Source organism: Ideonella sp. (assembly GCF_035254525.1).
GTDB lineage: Bacteria > Pseudomonadota > Gammaproteobacteria > Burkholderiales > Burkholderiaceae_C > Ideonella.
Genome location: NZ_DATFAN010000108.1, coordinates 65,686 through 80,658, shown reverse-complemented (window position 1 = coordinate 80,658; position 14,973 = coordinate 65,686). Strand labels below are relative to the sequence as shown.

Genomic DNA, 14,973 nt, shown 5'->3' with positions numbered 1-14,973 from the left:
TCCAGAAGTACGTGATCCAGAACGTCGCCCATGCCTACGGCAAGACTGCGACCTTCATGCCCAAACCCATCGTCGGCGACAACGGCTCGGGCATGCACGTGCACCAGTCGGTGTGGAAGGACGGCAAGAACCTGTTCGCCGGCGACGGCTATGCCGGTCTGTCGGACTTCGCGCTGTTCTACATCGGCGGCATCATCAAGCACGCTCGCGCGCTGAATGCCATCACCAACCCCGGCACCAACTCGTACAAGCGCCTGGTGCCCGGCTTCGAAGCCCCGGTGAAGCTGGCCTACAGCTCGCGCAACCGCTCGGCCTCGATTCGCATTCCGTACGTGGCCAACCCGAAGGGCCGCCGCATCGAAGCGCGCTTCCCGGATCCCCAGGCCAACCCGTACCTGGCCTTCTCGGCTCTGCTGATGGCCGGCCTGGACGGCGTGGAGAACAAGATCCACCCGGGCGAAGCCGCCACCAAGGATCTGTACCACCTGCCGCCGGAAGAAGACGCGAAGATCCCGACCGTCTGCCACAGCCTGGACCAGGCGCTGGACTACCTCGACAAGGACCGCGCGTTCCTGACCAAGGGCGGTGTGTTCACCGACGCCTACCTCGATGCCTACATCGAGTTGAAGATGCAGGAAGTCCAGCGCTTCCGCATGGCGACCCACCCGGTCGAGTACGACATGTACTACGCACTGTGATCCGCGGCGGAGCTTCGGCTCGCTGCAACCAGAAAGGGGCGGCTTCGGCCGCCCTTTTTGTTGCAGGCGTCATGTCGGCCGCCGCGGCGTCTGCGGCGTTGGCAGGGTTTGGCGTCACAATCGTCCGATGAAGTCCCTGGCCAGCTTTGTGCGCGTCGTGGTGGCCCCGGCCCTCTTGCTGATGATGGCCGCGGCGTCGGCACAGTCCCCGTCGGTGTACTACGTCTGCCCCGGCAACGTCTTCACCAACACCATCAGCCAGAAAGAGGCCGAGGCACGCGGCTGCAAGGCGCGCGAGGCCCAGCAGCCCACGACGATCACCGGCCCGAAGCCACGCCCGGTGGCGGGCGGCGCGCCGGCGTCCGGGGCCAAGTCCGACAAGATCGATGCCTCCGAGCAGCGGGCGCGCGACAGCGACGCGCGCCGCATCCTCGAGGCCGAGCTACGCCGTGCCGAAGAGCAGCTCGAGGCCCTCAAGCGCGAGTACGGCAACGGCGAGCCCGAGCGCCGCGGCGACGAGTCGCGCAACTATCAGAAGTACCTCGACCGCGTGGCCGAGATGAAGGCTGCGATCGCGCGCCAGGAGGCCGACATCGCGGCCATCAAGCGCGAGTTGGCCAAGCTGCCGTCGTGAAGCCATCGCCGACCCGGCCGGAGATCGCGGGCCTCGATGCCCTCGACCTGCTGGCCACGATGGTCGCGGTGGTGCAGCCCGACGGCGAGTGCCTGTTCGTCAACGCGCAGCTCGAATCGATGATGGGCGTGTCGCGCCGCACGTTGACGAAGCGGCTGCTGCACGAGTGGCTGCGCGAGCCGGCGGCGCTGCGCGAAGCGATCGACGCCATCGCCCGCAACGAGTTCTCCACCCGCCGCTTCGAGGGCGCGCTGCGCCGCGCGGCGGTGGGCCACGCCGAGCCGCTGCCGGTGCACATCATCGTCAGCCAGACCGAGCGCATCGGCGATTGCATCCTCGTCGAGATGATCGAGATCGAGCAGCAGACGCGGCAGGAGCGCGAAGAGCGCGTGCACGGCCAGGCCGAGGTCACCAAGGAGCTGATCCGCAACCTCGCCCACGAGATCAAGAACCCTCTGGGCGGCATCCGCGGCGCGGCGCAGCTGTTGGCGATCGACCTGCCGTCACCCGAGCTCGCCGAATACACCCAGGTCATCATCCACGAGGCCGATCGGCTGCAGACGCTGGTCGATCGCCTGCTCGCGCCGCACCGCAAGCCGCACGTGGTGGGCGATGTCAACATCCACGAGGTCTGCGAGCGTGTGCGCTCGCTGGTGCTGGTCGAGCACCCGCGGGGCTTGCGCGTTCAGCGCGACTACGACGCGTCGATCCCCGAATTCCGCGGCGACCGCGAGCAGCTGATCCAGGCGGTGCTCAACATCGTCCAGAACGCGGCGCAGGCGCTCAACGAGCGCATCGAGCAGGGCGATGCCCTGATCACGCTGCGCACGCGCGTGGCCCGGCAGGTCACGATCGGCAAGCAGCGCTATCGACTGGCATTGGAATTGCATATCCAGGACAACGGACCGGGCGTCCCCGATCACCTGAGAGAACGCATCTTCTACCCGCTGGTGTCAGGGCGGGACGGTGGCTCAGGCCTCGGGCTCACGTTGGCGCAGACTTTCGTGCAACAGCATCAGGGCACGATCGAATGCGACAGCGAGCCGGGACGCACGGTCTTCAAGATCGTGATTCCGTTGCCCTGACGCAGAAGAAGCCCCTTGATGAAACCCATCTGGATCGTTGACGACGACCAATCGATCCGATTCGTGCTCGAAAAGGCCTTGGCCCGTGAGCAGCTGCCGGTGCGCAGCTTCGCCAACCCACGCGACGTGCTCGCCGCGCTGGTCGACGACGAACCGCAGGTGCTGGTCAGCGACATCCGCATGCCCGGGGGCTCGGGGCTGGACCTGCTGGCCAAGGTCAAGGAGCGCCTGCCCGGCCTGCCGGTGATCATCATGACGGCCTACTCCGACCTGGACAGCGCCGTCTCGGCCTTCCAGGGCGGCGCGTTCGAGTACCTGCCCAAGCCCTTCGACCTGACCAAGGCGGTGGAGCTGATCCGCCGCGCGGTCGACGAGAGCCTGCGCGAGGAAGTCAAGGACGAGCGCCACCTGCCCGCACCCGAGATCCTCGGCCAGGCGCCGGCGATGCAGGACGTGTTCCGCGCGATCGGCCGCCTGTCGCAGAGCAACGTGACCGTGCTGATCACCGGCGAGTCCGGCACCGGCAAGGAACTCGTCGCGCACGCGCTGCACCGCCACAGCCCGCGTGGCGATGCGGGCACCAACGGGCCCTTCATCGCGATCAACACCGCGGCGATCCCGAAGGACCTGCTCGAGAGTGAACTCTTCGGCCACGAGCGCGGCGCCTTCACCGGCGCGCAGACGATGCGCCGCGGCCGCTTCGAGCAGGCCGACGGCGGCACGCTGTTCCTCGACGAGATCGGCGACATGCCGTTCGACCTGCAGACGCGGCTGCTGCGCGTGCTGTCCGACGGCCAGTTCTACCGCGTCGGTGGCCACCAGCCGCTCAAGGCCAACGTGCGCGTGATCGCGGCCACCCACCAGAACCTCGAGGAGCGGGTGCGCCAGGGCGCGTTCCGCGAGGACTTGTTCCACCGCCTGAACGTGATTCGCCTGCGCCTGCCGCCACTGCGCGAGCGCTCCGACGACATCCCGGCGCTGGCGCGCTTCTTCCTGCAGAAGAGCGCCAAGGAGCTCGGCGTCGAGCCCAAGCGCATCAGCGACGAGGCACTCACGCGGCTCAAGGGCTTCGAGTTTCCGGGCAACGTGCGCCAGCTCGAGAACGTCTGCCACTGGCTGACGGTGATGGCGCCCGCGCAGCTGATCGAGCCCAAGGATCTGCCGGCCGAGTTGATCGGCCGCGCGTCCGGGTCGGCCGTGTCGCCGCTGGCGGCCGAGCGCCCGGGCCCGGCCACGGTGCCGGCCGAGGCGCCGGCGCGCGTGGCGGGCGATGTGGTGGAAGCCGCCGCGCTGCCCGCCGCGTTGCCCGAGGCCGGCACGCCGGCCGACGCACGCTGGCTGGCCGACCTGGAAGGCGAAGCCCGCCGCCGCCTCGAAGCCGGCCAGCACGATGTGTGGGACAGCCTGACACGCGAGTTCGAGGCCCGCATGATCCGCACCGCGCTGGCGATCACGCGCGGCCGGCGCATCGAGGCCGCGCAGAAGCTCGGCATCGGGCGCAACACCATCACCCGCAAGATCCAGGAACTCGGGCTGGACGACTGACGGTGGCCGCCGCCCCTGCGCGGCGCAAGCTCAGCCCTCGGAGAGTTCGACGATCACCGGCGCGTGATCGCTCGGCCGCTCGTTCTTGCGCGGCAGCTTGTCGATCGTGCAGGCGGTCACGCGGGGCTTGAGCGCCTCGCTGACCAGGATGTGGTCGATGCGCAAGCCCTGGTTCTTGCGAAACGCCAGGTTGCGGTAGTCCCACCAGCTCCAGCACTTGGGCGGCTGGTCGAACAGGCGGAACGCGTCGTGCAGGCCCAGGCCGAGCAGGGCCTTGAAGTGGGCGCGCTCTTCGTCGGTGCAGTGGATCTGGCCGGCCCACAGCACCGGGTCGTGCACGTCGCGGTCTTCGGGCGCGATGTTGAAGTCGCCCATCAGCACCAGCTGCGGGTGGGCGGCGAGCTCCTCGCGCAGCCAGTCGCGCAGCGCATCCAGCCACTTCATCTTGTAGTCGAACTTGTCGGTGCCCGGTGCCTGGCCGTTGGGGAAGTAGCCGCCGATGATGCGCAACCCGCCCAGCGTGCCGGCGATCAGCCGGGCCTGGTCGTCGCCGTGATTCGGGATGTTCTTGATGACCTTGTCGGCGAGCACGCCCTTGCACAGCAGCGCCACGCCGTTGTAGGTCTTCTGGCCATGGAAGACCACGTGGTAGCCGGCCGCCTCGATCTCGGCCGCCGGGAATTTCTCGTCGGCGAGCTTGGTTTCCTGCAGGACCATCGCGTCCACCGGGTTGGCGCCGAGCCATTCCAGCAGTTGCGGCAGGCGCACCGCGAGCGAGTTGACGTTCCAGGTGGCGAGTTTCACGGGTGTCCCAAGGCGTTGACGGTCGCAGGCGCGATCGTACAAGGCGCGAGCGGCCCGCAACGGGTTCAGGGGCTCACGGGCCCTGGCCGCTCAGATCCACTTCAGCGACTGGACCAGCAGGCGGCTCAGCCGGGCGCTGAGCTTGGTGTAGGGAGGGAAGAACCACTTCAGCAGCGTCACCGGGCCGGCGGCGAGGAAAGCCCGCTCATGCGAGAAGGCCTTGAAGCCGAAGACGCCGTGCGCGTTGCCGATGCCCGAGTTGTTGACCCCGCCGAACGGCAGGCCGGCGTGGGCGTACTGCTGCACGCACAGGTTCAGGCACACGCCGCCGGAGCTGGTCTGCTCGATCACCCGCTCGGCCACGCGGCGATCCCGGCTCCAGACGTAAAGCGCCAGCGGCTTGGGCGCCGCGTTCACGCGCCGGATGACCTCGTCGAGGTCGTCGTAGGCCTCGATCGGCAGCACCGGCCCGAATATCTCCTCGTGGCTGATGGCGGCCTCGGCGGGCACGTCGGTCAGCAGGGTCGGCGCCACGTAGCGGGCCTCGGTGGTGTGTTCGCCGCCGGCCGCCACGCGGGCGCCGCGCGCGACGGCCTCGTCGACCAGCGCCCCGACGCGTTGCGCGTGGCGCGGCGTGATCATGCGCGCGAGGTCGGGGCTGCCGGCGATGGCGTCGGGCGTCTGGCCATAGCGGGCCGCGATGGCTTCGCGGCACAGCTGGACGAAGCGTTCACTGACGCTGCGGTGCACGAAGACGTGGTCCGGCGCCACGCAGGTCTGCCCGGCGTTGGTGAGCTTGCCCCACATGATCAGCTGGGCCGCCTGCGCCAGGTCGGCGCTCTCGTCGACGATGGTCGGCGACTTGCCGCCCAGCTCCAGCGTGACCGACGTCAGGTGCTGCGCTGCCGCTGCCATGACGATCTTGCCCACCGCCGGTGAGCCGGTGAAGAAGATGTGGTCGAAGGGCAGCGCCAGCAGGTGCTGGGCGGTCTGCACGCCACCTTGCACGAGCGCCACTTCGGTGGCGTCGAAGACCTCGGCCACCAGCTCGGCGACGACCGCATTGACCTGAGGCGTCATCTCCGAAGGCTTCAGGATTACCGTGTTGCCCGCCGCGATGGCCGACACCAGCGGGCCCAGCAGCGTGTTCACCGGGTAGTTCCAGGGCCCGATGACGAGGCAGCGGCCACGCGGCTGGTGGAGGACCTTGGCCGAGGTTCCCAGCGTGGTCAGCGTGGCGCCCACGCGCTTGGGCCGCATCCAGCGCGACAGGCGCGCGATGGCGTGCCGCGCCTCGTCCACCACCGGCAGGAACTCGGTCAGGTCGACCTCGACGCGTGGCTTGCGCAGGTCGGCTTCGAACGCGGTGTACAAGGTCTCGCGCCGGCTCAGCAGGGCGTCGCGCAGCCGCTCGAGCTTGCGCACCCGTTCACCGGCCTTCGATTGGCGAAGTGCCAGCGCGGTCGGGCCCTGTCGCTCGAACAGCTGCTGGATCGTGTCGCGGGCGGTCTCTTCGGTCGTTGGCATGGCGGGCTCCTGGGCAGAGGGCAGGATAGCCCGAGGCGGCGCCGATGCGGTCGCCTCGCTGCCGTTCATTGCAGCGCCCCCACGGCGCGCGCCGCCTCGCGGTGGCGGCGCACGATCAGCAGCACGAGACCCGCCGTGACGGCGAACGAGGCGCTGAGCAAGGGCACGGCGGCTGCGTCCTCGCCGTTGACGATGAACGAGGCCGTCAATGGCCCGAAGGCGCTGCCCAGCAGTTGTGCCGCGGGCACCAACCCGGCCAGGCGCCCGCTCGGGTCGGCGCGGAAGGCCAGGCCGATGTGAAACGGCAGCATGAACAGCCAGACGAAGCCGAACAGCGCGCAGCCGATCGCGAAGGACTGCGTGCTGCCGGGCGGCAGCTGGTGCACCGTGCTCGTGATGGCGGCCAGCAGCACCGAGGCGGCCACCAGCGTCGGCACCACGGCCAGCCGGCGCACCGCCAGCGAGGCGACGCTGCCGCCCAGCACCTGCATGACCAGCACCCCGGCGATCAGGGTCTGGGCCCCGCGCGCGTCGAAGCCGGCCACCTTGCCCAGGGGCTCGAGGTAGGCCCAGAACGAGCCCAGCGTGGCCAGCTGAAGGAAGACCACGGCCAGCGGCAGCACCGTCGCGGCCGACCACCGGAAGCCCGACACCGCCGCCGCTGCCAAGGGGGCCAGCCGTGCCGGCTGCACGAACGCCAGCAGGCAGGGCAGCAGCGTGGTGACGCCCAACGCCGCAAAGCCGCCTTGCCACCCCGCTCGCGGAATGACCGCGTTGGCCAGCAGGGCGCCGAGCGCCGCCTGCGCGATGGTCTGCACGACGAAGAAGATGCCGCCGACGCGCGCCGGGTTCGCGCTGCGCACGACGACGCCGGTGGTGCCCCAGACCAGCACGCCCTCGGCCAGGCCGGCTGCCGCGCGCACGGCGGTCATCGCGCCATCACCGCTGGCGCGCAGCGTCAGCCCGTCGAGGCATGCCGCCAGCACCGCGGCGATGAGGGTGATGAGCCTCAGGCGAGGGCCCGGCAGCAGCGAGTCGCCCAGCGCGACGCCCAGCCCGATGGTGATGATCTCGGCCATCGCGACCAGGCCGACGCCTTCCAAGCTGACCTGCCGGGCTTCGACGAGCTCACCCAGCAGGATGGGCTGGATGCCGACCATCAGCACGGCGATCGTGCCGACGGCCAGCGCGGCGGCCACCTGGCCTGGCGAGTATTCCGGGGCGTGGTTCGGTGGCATGGGGCCCTTTCGTCGTGGGAGCTCAGTAGCCTTTGGCTTCCTCGGGCAGCAGGCCCTGCGCGAAACGCTGCCGCGCGCGCCGCTCGTCCTTGTGCAGGCGTCGATTGGCGATGAAGCGAACGAGCCCGGGCAGGGGGCGCACGCGCCCGCCGCTGGCAACGGCCAGCACGTAGGCCTTGGCGCACTTCTCGAACAGCTCGGCGTTCAGCGCGAGGCGCGTGGCGGTCAGCCCCAGGCACACGACGCGGCCTTGCACCAGCAGCACGTTGCCGCCGCCGGCCAGCGCGTCGGCGATGCCGGCCTCGTCGGGCGTGGGCGGCCCCATGGGGCCCAGGTGGCGTGCCTGCTCGTCGAAGACCTGCGGCAGGGCGCCGCCGAAATCCGGCAGGCAGTGGCCGTATTCGCCACCGCCGATGGCAATGGCGCCCACGTCGGCACGAGCGGCGTAGACGGCGGCGTGAACCGAGGCCTGCTGCGGCACGGGCGCCGACTGCGCGGTGCGCCGTGGCGCGGCATCGCCTGCGGTGCCGAACCACATGGCCCCCGTACCCGGGATGCGCAGCGACAGGCTGTCGTCATCGGCGCCGAGCAGGTGCCTGGCCTGCAGGCGCTCGCGCAACGGCAACCACTGTTCACGCAGAGCTTCTTCGATGTTCATCGCGTCAGACCAGCTTGAACACGTCTTCGAAGCGGTTGAGCGCGTCGTCGATCACCTCGTCGGTGTCGGCCAGGCTCGTGTAGATGCGGCTGCCGGCCAGCGTGATGAGGCCGTGGGCGGTGTAGGCCGCGCCCATCTCTTCCATCATGTGCTTGCGCGCCTTGGCCTCGTTCTTCACGCGCAGCAGCTTGAGCAGGCTGCTCGTGTCCAGCAGCAGCACGCCCGAGGTCTGCAGGTGCACGATGGAGCCCATGTTGTAGGTGACATAGGGCAGGCCGAGGCGGTCGATGATCCCGGCCAGGCCCTTGCAGAGGCGATCGCCCGCGCGGCCGGCGACACCGGCCGCATCGAGCCGCTGCGCCTCCAGCAGCGCGTGGTAACCCGCCACGCACGACAGCGGGTTGGCCGACAGCGTGCCGCCGACGAAGGCCCGCTTGGCGGTCGTGCCGATGCCGCCGACCAGCATCATCATGATGTCCCGGCGCCCGCCGATCGCGCCGGCCATCGGGTAGCCGCCGGTCAGGCACTTGCCCAGCACGGTGAGGTCGGGCATGACGCCGAAGTAGGCCTGCGCGCCGCCCATGCCGACACGAAAACCCGTGACCACCTCGTCGAAGATCAGCAGCGCGCCGAACTCGTCGCACAGCGCGCGCACCTGGGCGTTGTAGCCCGGGTGGACCGGCCGGGTGCCGCTCTCGGGGCCCAGCGGCTCGAGCAGCACGGCGGCCGTGCCGCCGCGCAGGCGGTTGAGCTGCAGCCTGCGGCGCAGCGCATCGAGGTCGTTGGGGTTGCACTCCTGGGTGTTGCCGGTGGCGCCGCGCGGGATGCCCACCGCCTCCATGCGGCCGGTCTTGGGCAGGCGCATGCCGTAGACGAGCTGATCGCTCCAGCCGTGGTACGCGCCGCCGACCTTGATGATCCACTTCTTGCCGGTGTAGGCGCGGGCCAGGCGCACGGCACCCATCACCGCCTCGGTGCCCGAGCCGAGCAGGCGCACCATGTCGACCGAGGGCAGCGACTGGCACACCAGCTCGGCGAGCTTGACCTCGTACTCGTGCAGCAACCCGGTGACCGGGCCGCAGGAATCGAGCACCTCGTCGACCTTCTGCCGCACCACCGGGTGGTTGGAGCCGAGCAGCGTGGGGCCGCCGGCCTGCAGGAAGTCGATGTAGTGGTTGCCGTCGACATCCGTCATGTGCGCGCCGTGGGCCTGGGCGATGGCGAGCGGGAACGGGTGGTTGAAGGCCAGGTTGTGCTGCACGCCGCCGGGGATCACGGCCTTGGCCTGCTCGGCCAGGCGCCGCGAGTTCTGGCAGCGCTCGTCGAAGTAGCGCATGACCTGCGCCATGGCGGCCGGCCGGATCGGCCGCATCGGCTGCTTCACGAGTTCGTCGAAGCGGCGGTAGAGGCTGTCGACATCGGGCCAGGCCGAGATCGCGGGAGGCGTGGTGCTCGCCGCGGTGGCCGCGGCGCTGACGGGGGCGAGATGGCTCATGGTGTGGGGGGCGCGTGAAGGTCGGGGGAGGATCGGCCGTCGAGCAGCTTGGCGACGCGCCACAGCGCGGCCCGTCTGGCGGGCTCCCGGGCGGCGCGGGCGGCGATGCGCGCGTGCAGCTGCGCGCGGGCCAGCGCCTCGAGGTCCTCGACCGCCTGCACGGCGGCCGCCGTCGTGCCGCCGCAGCACAGCACGCCGTGGTTGAACATCAGGTAGGCATTCGTGTCGCGGCGCAAGGCACGCCCCAGCTTGGCCGACAGCCAGCCGGTGCCCGACGGGGCATAACCGACGACCGGGATGCTGGGGCCCAACGACGCCTGCAACGGCCCGGGGGGGACCTCCAGCGGCTGGCCGAGCAGCGCCCAGGCGCTGGCGATGGGCTGGTGGGTGTGGATGCTGCATTGCACGTCGGGCCGCGCGCGCAGCACGCGCGCGTGCAGGCCGCTTTCGACCGACGGCGTGCGCTGGCCCTCGACTTGCGCCAGGTCGGCCAAGCGCAGCACGCACACGTCGGCGGCGCTCATCGTGAGGTAGTCGGTGGCCGACGGCGTGACGGCGATGAGCGCCGCGTCGATGCGCAGGGCGATGTTGCCGCCCGTGCCGGCGAGGTGGCCGAGCCGGGACAGGTGGATGCACAGGTCGACGACCGTCTGGCGGCTGGGCAGCGTGGTCATGCGTGGGGCGCCTGAGATGGGTTGAGACGGCGGTACAGCGGCGCCAGCCGCGTGCGCACCTCCTTGAAGGTCTCGAACTTGTCGGCATACAGCCGGCGCAATGCACTCGAGGGCTCGTAGGTGCGGCGCGCGCGGCGCAGGTGCCCGAGGTCGGAGAAGCGCAGGGCGCCGATGCCGACGCCGGCGATGCAGGTTGCGCCGATGGCGTTGGCCTGGATGGGGTTGTCGAGCTGGCGGATCGGCTGGCCGGTGACGTCGGCGATGATCTGGCACCACACGTCCGATTGCGCGCCACCGCCGACGGCGGTGATGGTGCCGGGGTCGCGGCCCAGCAGGCGGGCGAAGGGCTCCATCATCCAGCGGGTGTTCAGCGCCACGCCCTCGAGGAAGGCGCGGAAGATGTCCTCGCGCGAATGCTCGAGCGACAGGTTGATGAGGCCGGCGCGCAGGCAGGGATCGTCCACGGGGGTGCGCTCGCCCATCAGCCACGGGGTGTAGATCAGCCCGCGCGCGCCGGGCGGCACGCGGGCGGCGATCTGGTTGAGCATTTCGTAGACGGCAGGGTGCTCCTCGTCGCTGGCCAGCTCATCGGGGTGGTAGAGGATGCGGTCGCGCAGGAAGGACAGGTTCGCGCCGGCCGTCGACTGCAGCGCCATCGCGAGGTAGCGCCCGTCGACCGCGCAAGGCACGGCGGCAATCTTGTGGCGCACGTCGGTCTTCATGAACGGCACGTGCGCGCCCAGCCACGACGAGGTGCCGAGGTACAGGTGCGTCTCGAAGTCGCCCACGGCGGCACCCACCGCGGTGGCCGAGGTGTCCACGGCGCCGCCCACGACGACGGTCCTGGGGTCCAGGCCGAGGGCCTGCGCCACCTCCGGCAGCAGCGGGCCGAGGATGTCGGTGGAGTGGACGATCTCGGGCAGCTTGTCGGCGGCGATGCCCAGCATGCGGATGAGCCGTGCGTCGTAGCGCAGCTGCCTCGCATCGCGGTTGTCGGTCACCCAGGCGGTGAAGGTCGAATCCTGCGTGGCGCACAGGCGCCCCGTGAGGCGCAGGTTCAGGTAGTCCGGCACGTTGAGGAACTTGTGGGTGCGCTCGTAGCGCTCGGGCTCCTCGTCGCGGATGTAGGCCATGTGCCCGGCCGAATCGCGGCCGGACAGCGAGGGCGCGCCGCCGGTCAGCCGCAGCCAGCGCCACAGCTTCAGCGGGGCGTAGCCTTCGACGTTCAGCATCCGCCCGCGCGCGCGGCGCGCCATGGCCGCCGCGCCGCGTGAATCGAGCCAGGTCAGCGCGCGGCCGATGGGCCGGCCGGCGGCATCGACGCACACCGTGCCCTCGGTCTGCGCCGAGCAGCACACCGCGACCACCCGCCGGCGCAGCGCGGCATCACCGGCCAGCACCTCGCCCGCGCTGCCGAGGAAGGCGGCCCACCAGTCCTGCGGCTCTTGTTCGGCCCGCGCGCCCCGCACGTGCAGCGTCACCGCCCGGAACGACCAGGCGTGCACGCGGCCATCGAGCGACACCAGGGCGGACTTGCAGCCCGAGGTGCCGAGGTCGACCGCGAGCACCAGGCGCTCGTCGGCCGATGAATGCTTGGGGCCGGGCACCGGGGTCACGTCAGAACCGGCGGGAGAGCGAGACGACGAGCGCATCGTCGTCGGTGGCGCGCAGCTTGCTGCCGTCGAGCGCCAGGTACAACTCGTCGGCCCGGGTGCGCGTGCTGAGCCAGTCGGCGCTCCACTCGAAGCCCCATTGCTTGTGGGTGACGCCCACGCGCACATCGGCAAAGTCGGCCTCCTTGAAGTTCGCGACCTTCTGGTAGCCGACGTGCAGGTTCAGCGAGGTGGCCGGGCCGAGGCTGTACTGGTAGTCGAGGTCGGCCAGCCAGGTGCCGCGCGAATCATGGTCGCCGCGACCGTAGCACGCCAGGCCCCTGGTCGGGTCGGCGTTCAGCGCCAGCAGGGTGGCGCAGACGCCGCCGGTGTCGGCGCCGCGGTAGGTCTTGGAGAGCACGTTGAGCAGGCGCCCCTCGAGCGCGCCATAGCCGATTTCCGCCACCGCGAAGACGCTGTCGTACTTGGTGTGGCGCAGGTCCGTCGGCGTGCCCGTTTCCATGTCGAAGCCGTGCGGTGCATCGAAGCCCGCGCCGGGGAAGAGCTCGGTGGCCAGGCCGGCGCCGAAGTGCCAGCCCTCCGGGTCGCCGAAGCGGTAGCCGCCAGCCAGCGTGACACCGAGGCCGTTGCCGTCGAGGAACTGCTTCTTGCTCACGGTGGAGATTTCCACCAGGCCGATCAGCCCGCTCTCGTGGGCAACCTGCACGCTGAGCTTCAGGCCCGGCTTGTTCAGCGAATCCGAGATGCCGCGCGTGCGCTGATCCGAGCTGAGCTTGACGTCGGTGTCGACGGCGAAGCTGGCGAAGGTGTCGTCGGCCGCGAGCGTGGGGGTGGCGGAGGCGGCGATCAACATGCCGATGGCGGCGGCGAGCGGGCGCAGCGGGTGCATGGGGACTCCAGGCGGGTTGTCGATTCGGGGGTCAGGGCTTGCAGGCCGGCGCCGCCGGAACGGCCGGCACCCGCTTGAGCTGCTCGGTCTTGCCGAGGATTTCCACGCCGAGGAAGGCGCGGATGTGCAGGTCATCGCCCGACTTGATGCGGACGACGCCCTTGTATTTCTTCTTGTCGCGCGGGTCGTAGACCCAGCCGTCGCGCCAGGCCTCGTTCTCGTAGCGCTCCAGGCGGGCGATCTGCACACCGCAGGTGTCGGCCGGCGTGCCGGCGTCCTTGTCCCAGACGATCTGGCCGCACAGGCTGGCGGCCCGATCCGCGCAGGGCGCGAACCGGATCACGGCGTCGTTCTCGGCCGTCATCCACAGGCCTGCGGCGTCGTCGGGCGCGGCGGCCCAAGCGGGCATCGCCGGCAACAACGCGGCCGCGGCGAGGAGGCTGATCAAGTTCTTCACGGTGGGGCCCTTCGTCCGCGCCGGTCGGCGGCAAGTGAGTAGTGATGACTAGTCTATAGTCATGACTATCGTTTTGCTTGGCGGCGAACTCAGGACAATCCCTGAGCCGGGCGGGGCGGCCAACTACATCACGGTCGCGTGCGGGTGCTGCGGGTGCTCGATGGTGTCGGCGATCAGTGCCAGCGCGTGATCGCAGTCATCGCGTGACATGGCCCCGCCGACGCAGACCCGAACGGCGTCCGGCGGGTTGCCGTCGGTGCAGAACGCCGCGCTGGCGACCACGGCGACGCCCTGCATCCGCAGGTAGGACGCGAACTCCACGACACTCCAGCCCGAGGTCAGCGGCAGCCAGAGGTGGAAGGCTTCCGGCTGCGCGACCACGCCGTGTCGGCCCAGGTGCCGCTGTATCAACTCATGGCGGGCCTGGCACTCGTCGCGCACGGCCTCCAGCACCGCGTCGGCCGTGCCGTCCGTGACCCAGCGCGTGGCCAGCGCACTGGTCACCGGCGAGGCCATCACTGCGGTGGCGCGCATCGCGCCGGCCAGCTGCTGGGCCAGCCGCTCGGTGGGGGCGCAGACGTAGGCGCAGCGCAGGCCGGCGCCCAGGCACTTCGAGAAGCCGGTCACGTAGTAGGTCAGCTCCGGCGCGAAGGTGGCCACGGGGGGCATGCGCCGGCGCGGCAGCCAGCCGTAGGCATCGTCCTCGATGATCGGCACGCTGTAGCGCAGGGCGAGGTCGCCGAGCGCTTCGCGCCGCGCCAGGCTCATCGTGGCAGTGGTCGGGTTCAGGAAGGTCGGGTTGCAGTAGATCGCCTTCGGCGCGAGGGCCTTGCAGGCGTGTTGCAGCGCGTCGATGTCGGGGCCGTCGTCGTCGAGCGGAATCGGGTGCAGCTGGATGCCGAGTTGGGCCGCGATCGCCTTCAGACCTGGGTAGGCCAGGGCATCGGCGCAGACGAGCTCGCCGGGCCGCGCCAGTTGCGACAACAGCCCCAGCAGCACGCTGTGGATGCCGGGGCAGACCAGCACCTGGGCAGCGGTGATGCGCGACACCCGGCGCCGAAGGCATTGCGCTGCCGCGTCCCGGTCTTCAGCGGTGCCGCCGAAATCCTGGTAGCGCAGCATCGCGTACAGGTCCGCGTCGCGCATCACCTGGGCCGCGCTGTCGCGCAGCCGTGCCACCAGCTCGGCGTTGGCGGGCTCGGGCGGCAGGTTCATCGTCATCTCGGCCGCCGTGCCGTTGCGCAGCGGCAGCGCCGGGCGCTGCCCGCGTACGAAGCTGCCGAGACCGGCATGCGAGTCGATCAACCCCCGCTTGCGCGCCTCGGCGTAGGCGCGCGCAACGGTGGTGTAGTTCAGGCCCAGCGACTCGGCCAGCTCGCGCAGCGTCGGCAGGCGTTCGCGCGCGGCCAGGCGCTGCTCGCGCAGGTCCTCGGCGATCAGCTCGGGGATCAGCAGGTAGGCGGGCCGGTCGCTCTGGTGGAGTCGGCGGCGCCAGCGGTCGGCCAGGGTGGACATGCGTTTGATCGGATGGTTGTCGTCCATTGATCGCATGGAGCGTGCCTGGCTGATCGCGCCGTGTCGGCCACTGGCGGCTCGCCTTGCGCGCCGATGGTGCAGGCCCGGCCGTTGATCGGGTGCATTGATCGCATCCGCGCT

Annotated in this window: 13 protein-coding genes and 1 pseudogene; 4 read left to right on the top strand and 10 right to left on the bottom strand. The window is 70.5% G+C overall.

The window, feature by feature from the left end; translation table 11 throughout:
- The 4 genes and pseudogenes from glnA to ntrC form a co-directional block, all read left to right on the top strand.
- A pseudogene (gene glnA, locus VJ693_RS10845) lies at nt 1–698 on the top strand (glutamine synthetase); the annotation flags it as partial.
- A 127-nt stretch (nt 699–825) separates the two neighbouring features.
- Nucleotides 826–1,332, top strand: a complete 507-nt coding sequence (locus VJ693_RS10840) for a hypothetical protein (RefSeq protein WP_324154005.1) — start codon at nt 826–828, stop codon at nt 1,330–1,332.
- A gap of 59 nt (nt 1,333–1,391) precedes the next feature.
- The gene (glnL, locus tag VJ693_RS10835; protein WP_324154014.1) at nt 1,392–2,417 is read left to right on the top strand and encodes a nitrogen regulation protein NR(II); all 1,026 of its coding nucleotides are present in this window, start codon (nt 1,392–1,394) and stop codon (nt 2,415–2,417) included.
- Between the two features lie 18 nt (nt 2,418–2,435).
- Nucleotides 2,436–3,962 carry a nitrogen regulation protein NR(I) gene (gene ntrC, locus VJ693_RS10830; RefSeq protein ID WP_324154003.1) on the top strand — a complete coding sequence of 509 codons (1,527 nt, stop codon included), beginning with the start codon at nt 2,436–2,438 and terminating at the stop codon, nt 3,960–3,962.
- Between the two features lie 30 nt (nt 3,963–3,992).
- Here ntrC and xth read toward each other — a convergent pair whose 3' ends face one another.
- The 10 genes from xth to VJ693_RS10780 all read right to left on the bottom strand — a co-directional run bounded on the left by xth (nt 3,993) and on the right by VJ693_RS10780 (nt 14,832).
- On the bottom strand, nt 3,993–4,766 hold the full coding sequence (gene xth, locus VJ693_RS10825) for an exodeoxyribonuclease III (protein WP_324154001.1): 774 nt from the start codon (nt 4,764–4,766) through the stop codon (nt 3,993–3,995).
- 90 nt (nt 4,767–4,856) lie between these two features.
- Nucleotides 4,857–6,293, bottom strand: coding sequence for an aldehyde dehydrogenase family protein (locus VJ693_RS10820; RefSeq protein WP_324154000.1), 1,437 nt, complete (start codon nt 6,291–6,293; stop codon nt 4,857–4,859).
- Between the two features lie 65 nt (nt 6,294–6,358).
- Nucleotides 6,359–7,531: an MFS transporter gene (locus tag VJ693_RS10815; RefSeq protein WP_324153999.1), complete on the bottom strand. Its 1,173-nt coding sequence runs from the start codon at nt 7,529–7,531 to the stop codon at nt 6,359–6,361.
- Nucleotides 7,532–7,553: 22 nt separating this feature from the next.
- The gene (locus VJ693_RS10810) at nt 7,554–8,189 is read right to left on the bottom strand and encodes a hypothetical protein (protein ID WP_324153997.1); all 636 of its coding nucleotides are present in this window, start codon (nt 8,187–8,189) and stop codon (nt 7,554–7,556) included.
- 4 nt (nt 8,190–8,193) lie between these two features.
- On the bottom strand, nt 8,194–9,684 hold the full coding sequence (locus tag VJ693_RS10805) for an aspartate aminotransferase family protein (protein WP_324153996.1): 1,491 nt from the start codon (nt 9,682–9,684) through the stop codon (nt 8,194–8,196).
- A complete protein-coding gene (locus VJ693_RS10800; RefSeq protein ID WP_324153994.1) occupies nt 9,681–10,358 on the bottom strand; it encodes a class II aldolase/adducin family protein in 678 nt (225 codons plus the stop codon). Before VJ693_RS10800 ends, VJ693_RS10805 begins: the two co-directional genes overlap by 4 nt.
- A complete protein-coding gene (locus tag VJ693_RS10795) occupies nt 10,355–11,974 on the bottom strand; it encodes an FGGY-family carbohydrate kinase (RefSeq protein ID WP_324153992.1) in 1,620 nt (539 codons plus the stop codon). Before VJ693_RS10795 ends, VJ693_RS10800 begins: the two co-directional genes overlap by 4 nt.
- A 1-nt stretch (nt 11,975) precedes the next feature.
- Nucleotides 11,976–12,860 (bottom strand): TorF family putative porin, encoded by an 885-nt coding sequence (locus VJ693_RS10790; protein ID WP_324153991.1) that lies wholly within the window; start codon nt 12,858–12,860, stop codon nt 11,976–11,978.
- A 31-nt stretch (nt 12,861–12,891) separates the two neighbouring features.
- Nucleotides 12,892–13,317, bottom strand: a complete 426-nt coding sequence (locus tag VJ693_RS10785; RefSeq protein WP_324153989.1) for a DUF2147 domain-containing protein — start codon at nt 13,315–13,317, stop codon at nt 12,892–12,894.
- Nucleotides 13,318–13,440: 123 nt separating this feature from the next.
- Entirely contained in the window at nt 13,441–14,832 is a 1,392-nt protein-coding gene (locus VJ693_RS10780) for a PLP-dependent aminotransferase family protein (protein WP_324153988.1), read from the bottom strand.
- Between the last annotated feature and the right edge of the window lie 141 nt (nt 14,833–14,973).

What these genes read in the sequence shown, in the direction of transcription:
- VJ693_RS10820 (WP_324154000.1), bottom strand. Translation starts at nt 6,293, where the DNA reads ATGCCAACGACCGAAGAGACCGCCCGCGACACGATCCAGCAGCTGTTC.
- VJ693_RS10805 (WP_324153996.1), bottom strand. Translation starts at nt 9,684, where the DNA reads ATGAGCCATCTCGCCCCCGTCAGCGCCGCGGCCACCGCGGCGAGCACC.
- VJ693_RS10840 (WP_324154005.1), top strand. Translation starts at nt 826, where the DNA reads ATGAAGTCCCTGGCCAGCTTTGTGCGCGTCGTGGTGGCCCCGGCCCTC.
- VJ693_RS10815 (WP_324153999.1), bottom strand. Translation starts at nt 7,531, where the DNA reads ATGCCACCGAACCACGCCCCGGAATACTCGCCAGGCCAGGTGGCCGCC.
- glnL (WP_324154014.1), top strand. Translation starts at nt 1,392, where the DNA reads ATGGTCGCGGTGGTGCAGCCCGACGGCGAGTGCCTGTTCGTCAACGCG.
- VJ693_RS10800 (WP_324153994.1), bottom strand. Translation starts at nt 10,358, where the DNA reads ATGACCACGCTGCCCAGCCGCCAGACGGTCGTCGACCTGTGCATCCAC.
- VJ693_RS10810 (WP_324153997.1), bottom strand. Translation starts at nt 8,189, where the DNA reads ATGAACATCGAAGAAGCTCTGCGTGAACAGTGGTTGCCGTTGCGCGAG.
- VJ693_RS10790 (WP_324153991.1), bottom strand. Translation starts at nt 12,860, where the DNA reads ATGCACCCGCTGCGCCCGCTCGCCGCCGCCATCGGCATGTTGATCGCC.
- VJ693_RS10780 (WP_324153988.1), bottom strand. Translation starts at nt 14,832, where the DNA reads ATGTCCACCCTGGCCGACCGCTGGCGCCGCCGACTCCACCAGAGCGAC.
- ntrC (WP_324154003.1), top strand. Translation starts at nt 2,436, where the DNA reads ATGAAACCCATCTGGATCGTTGACGACGACCAATCGATCCGATTCGTG.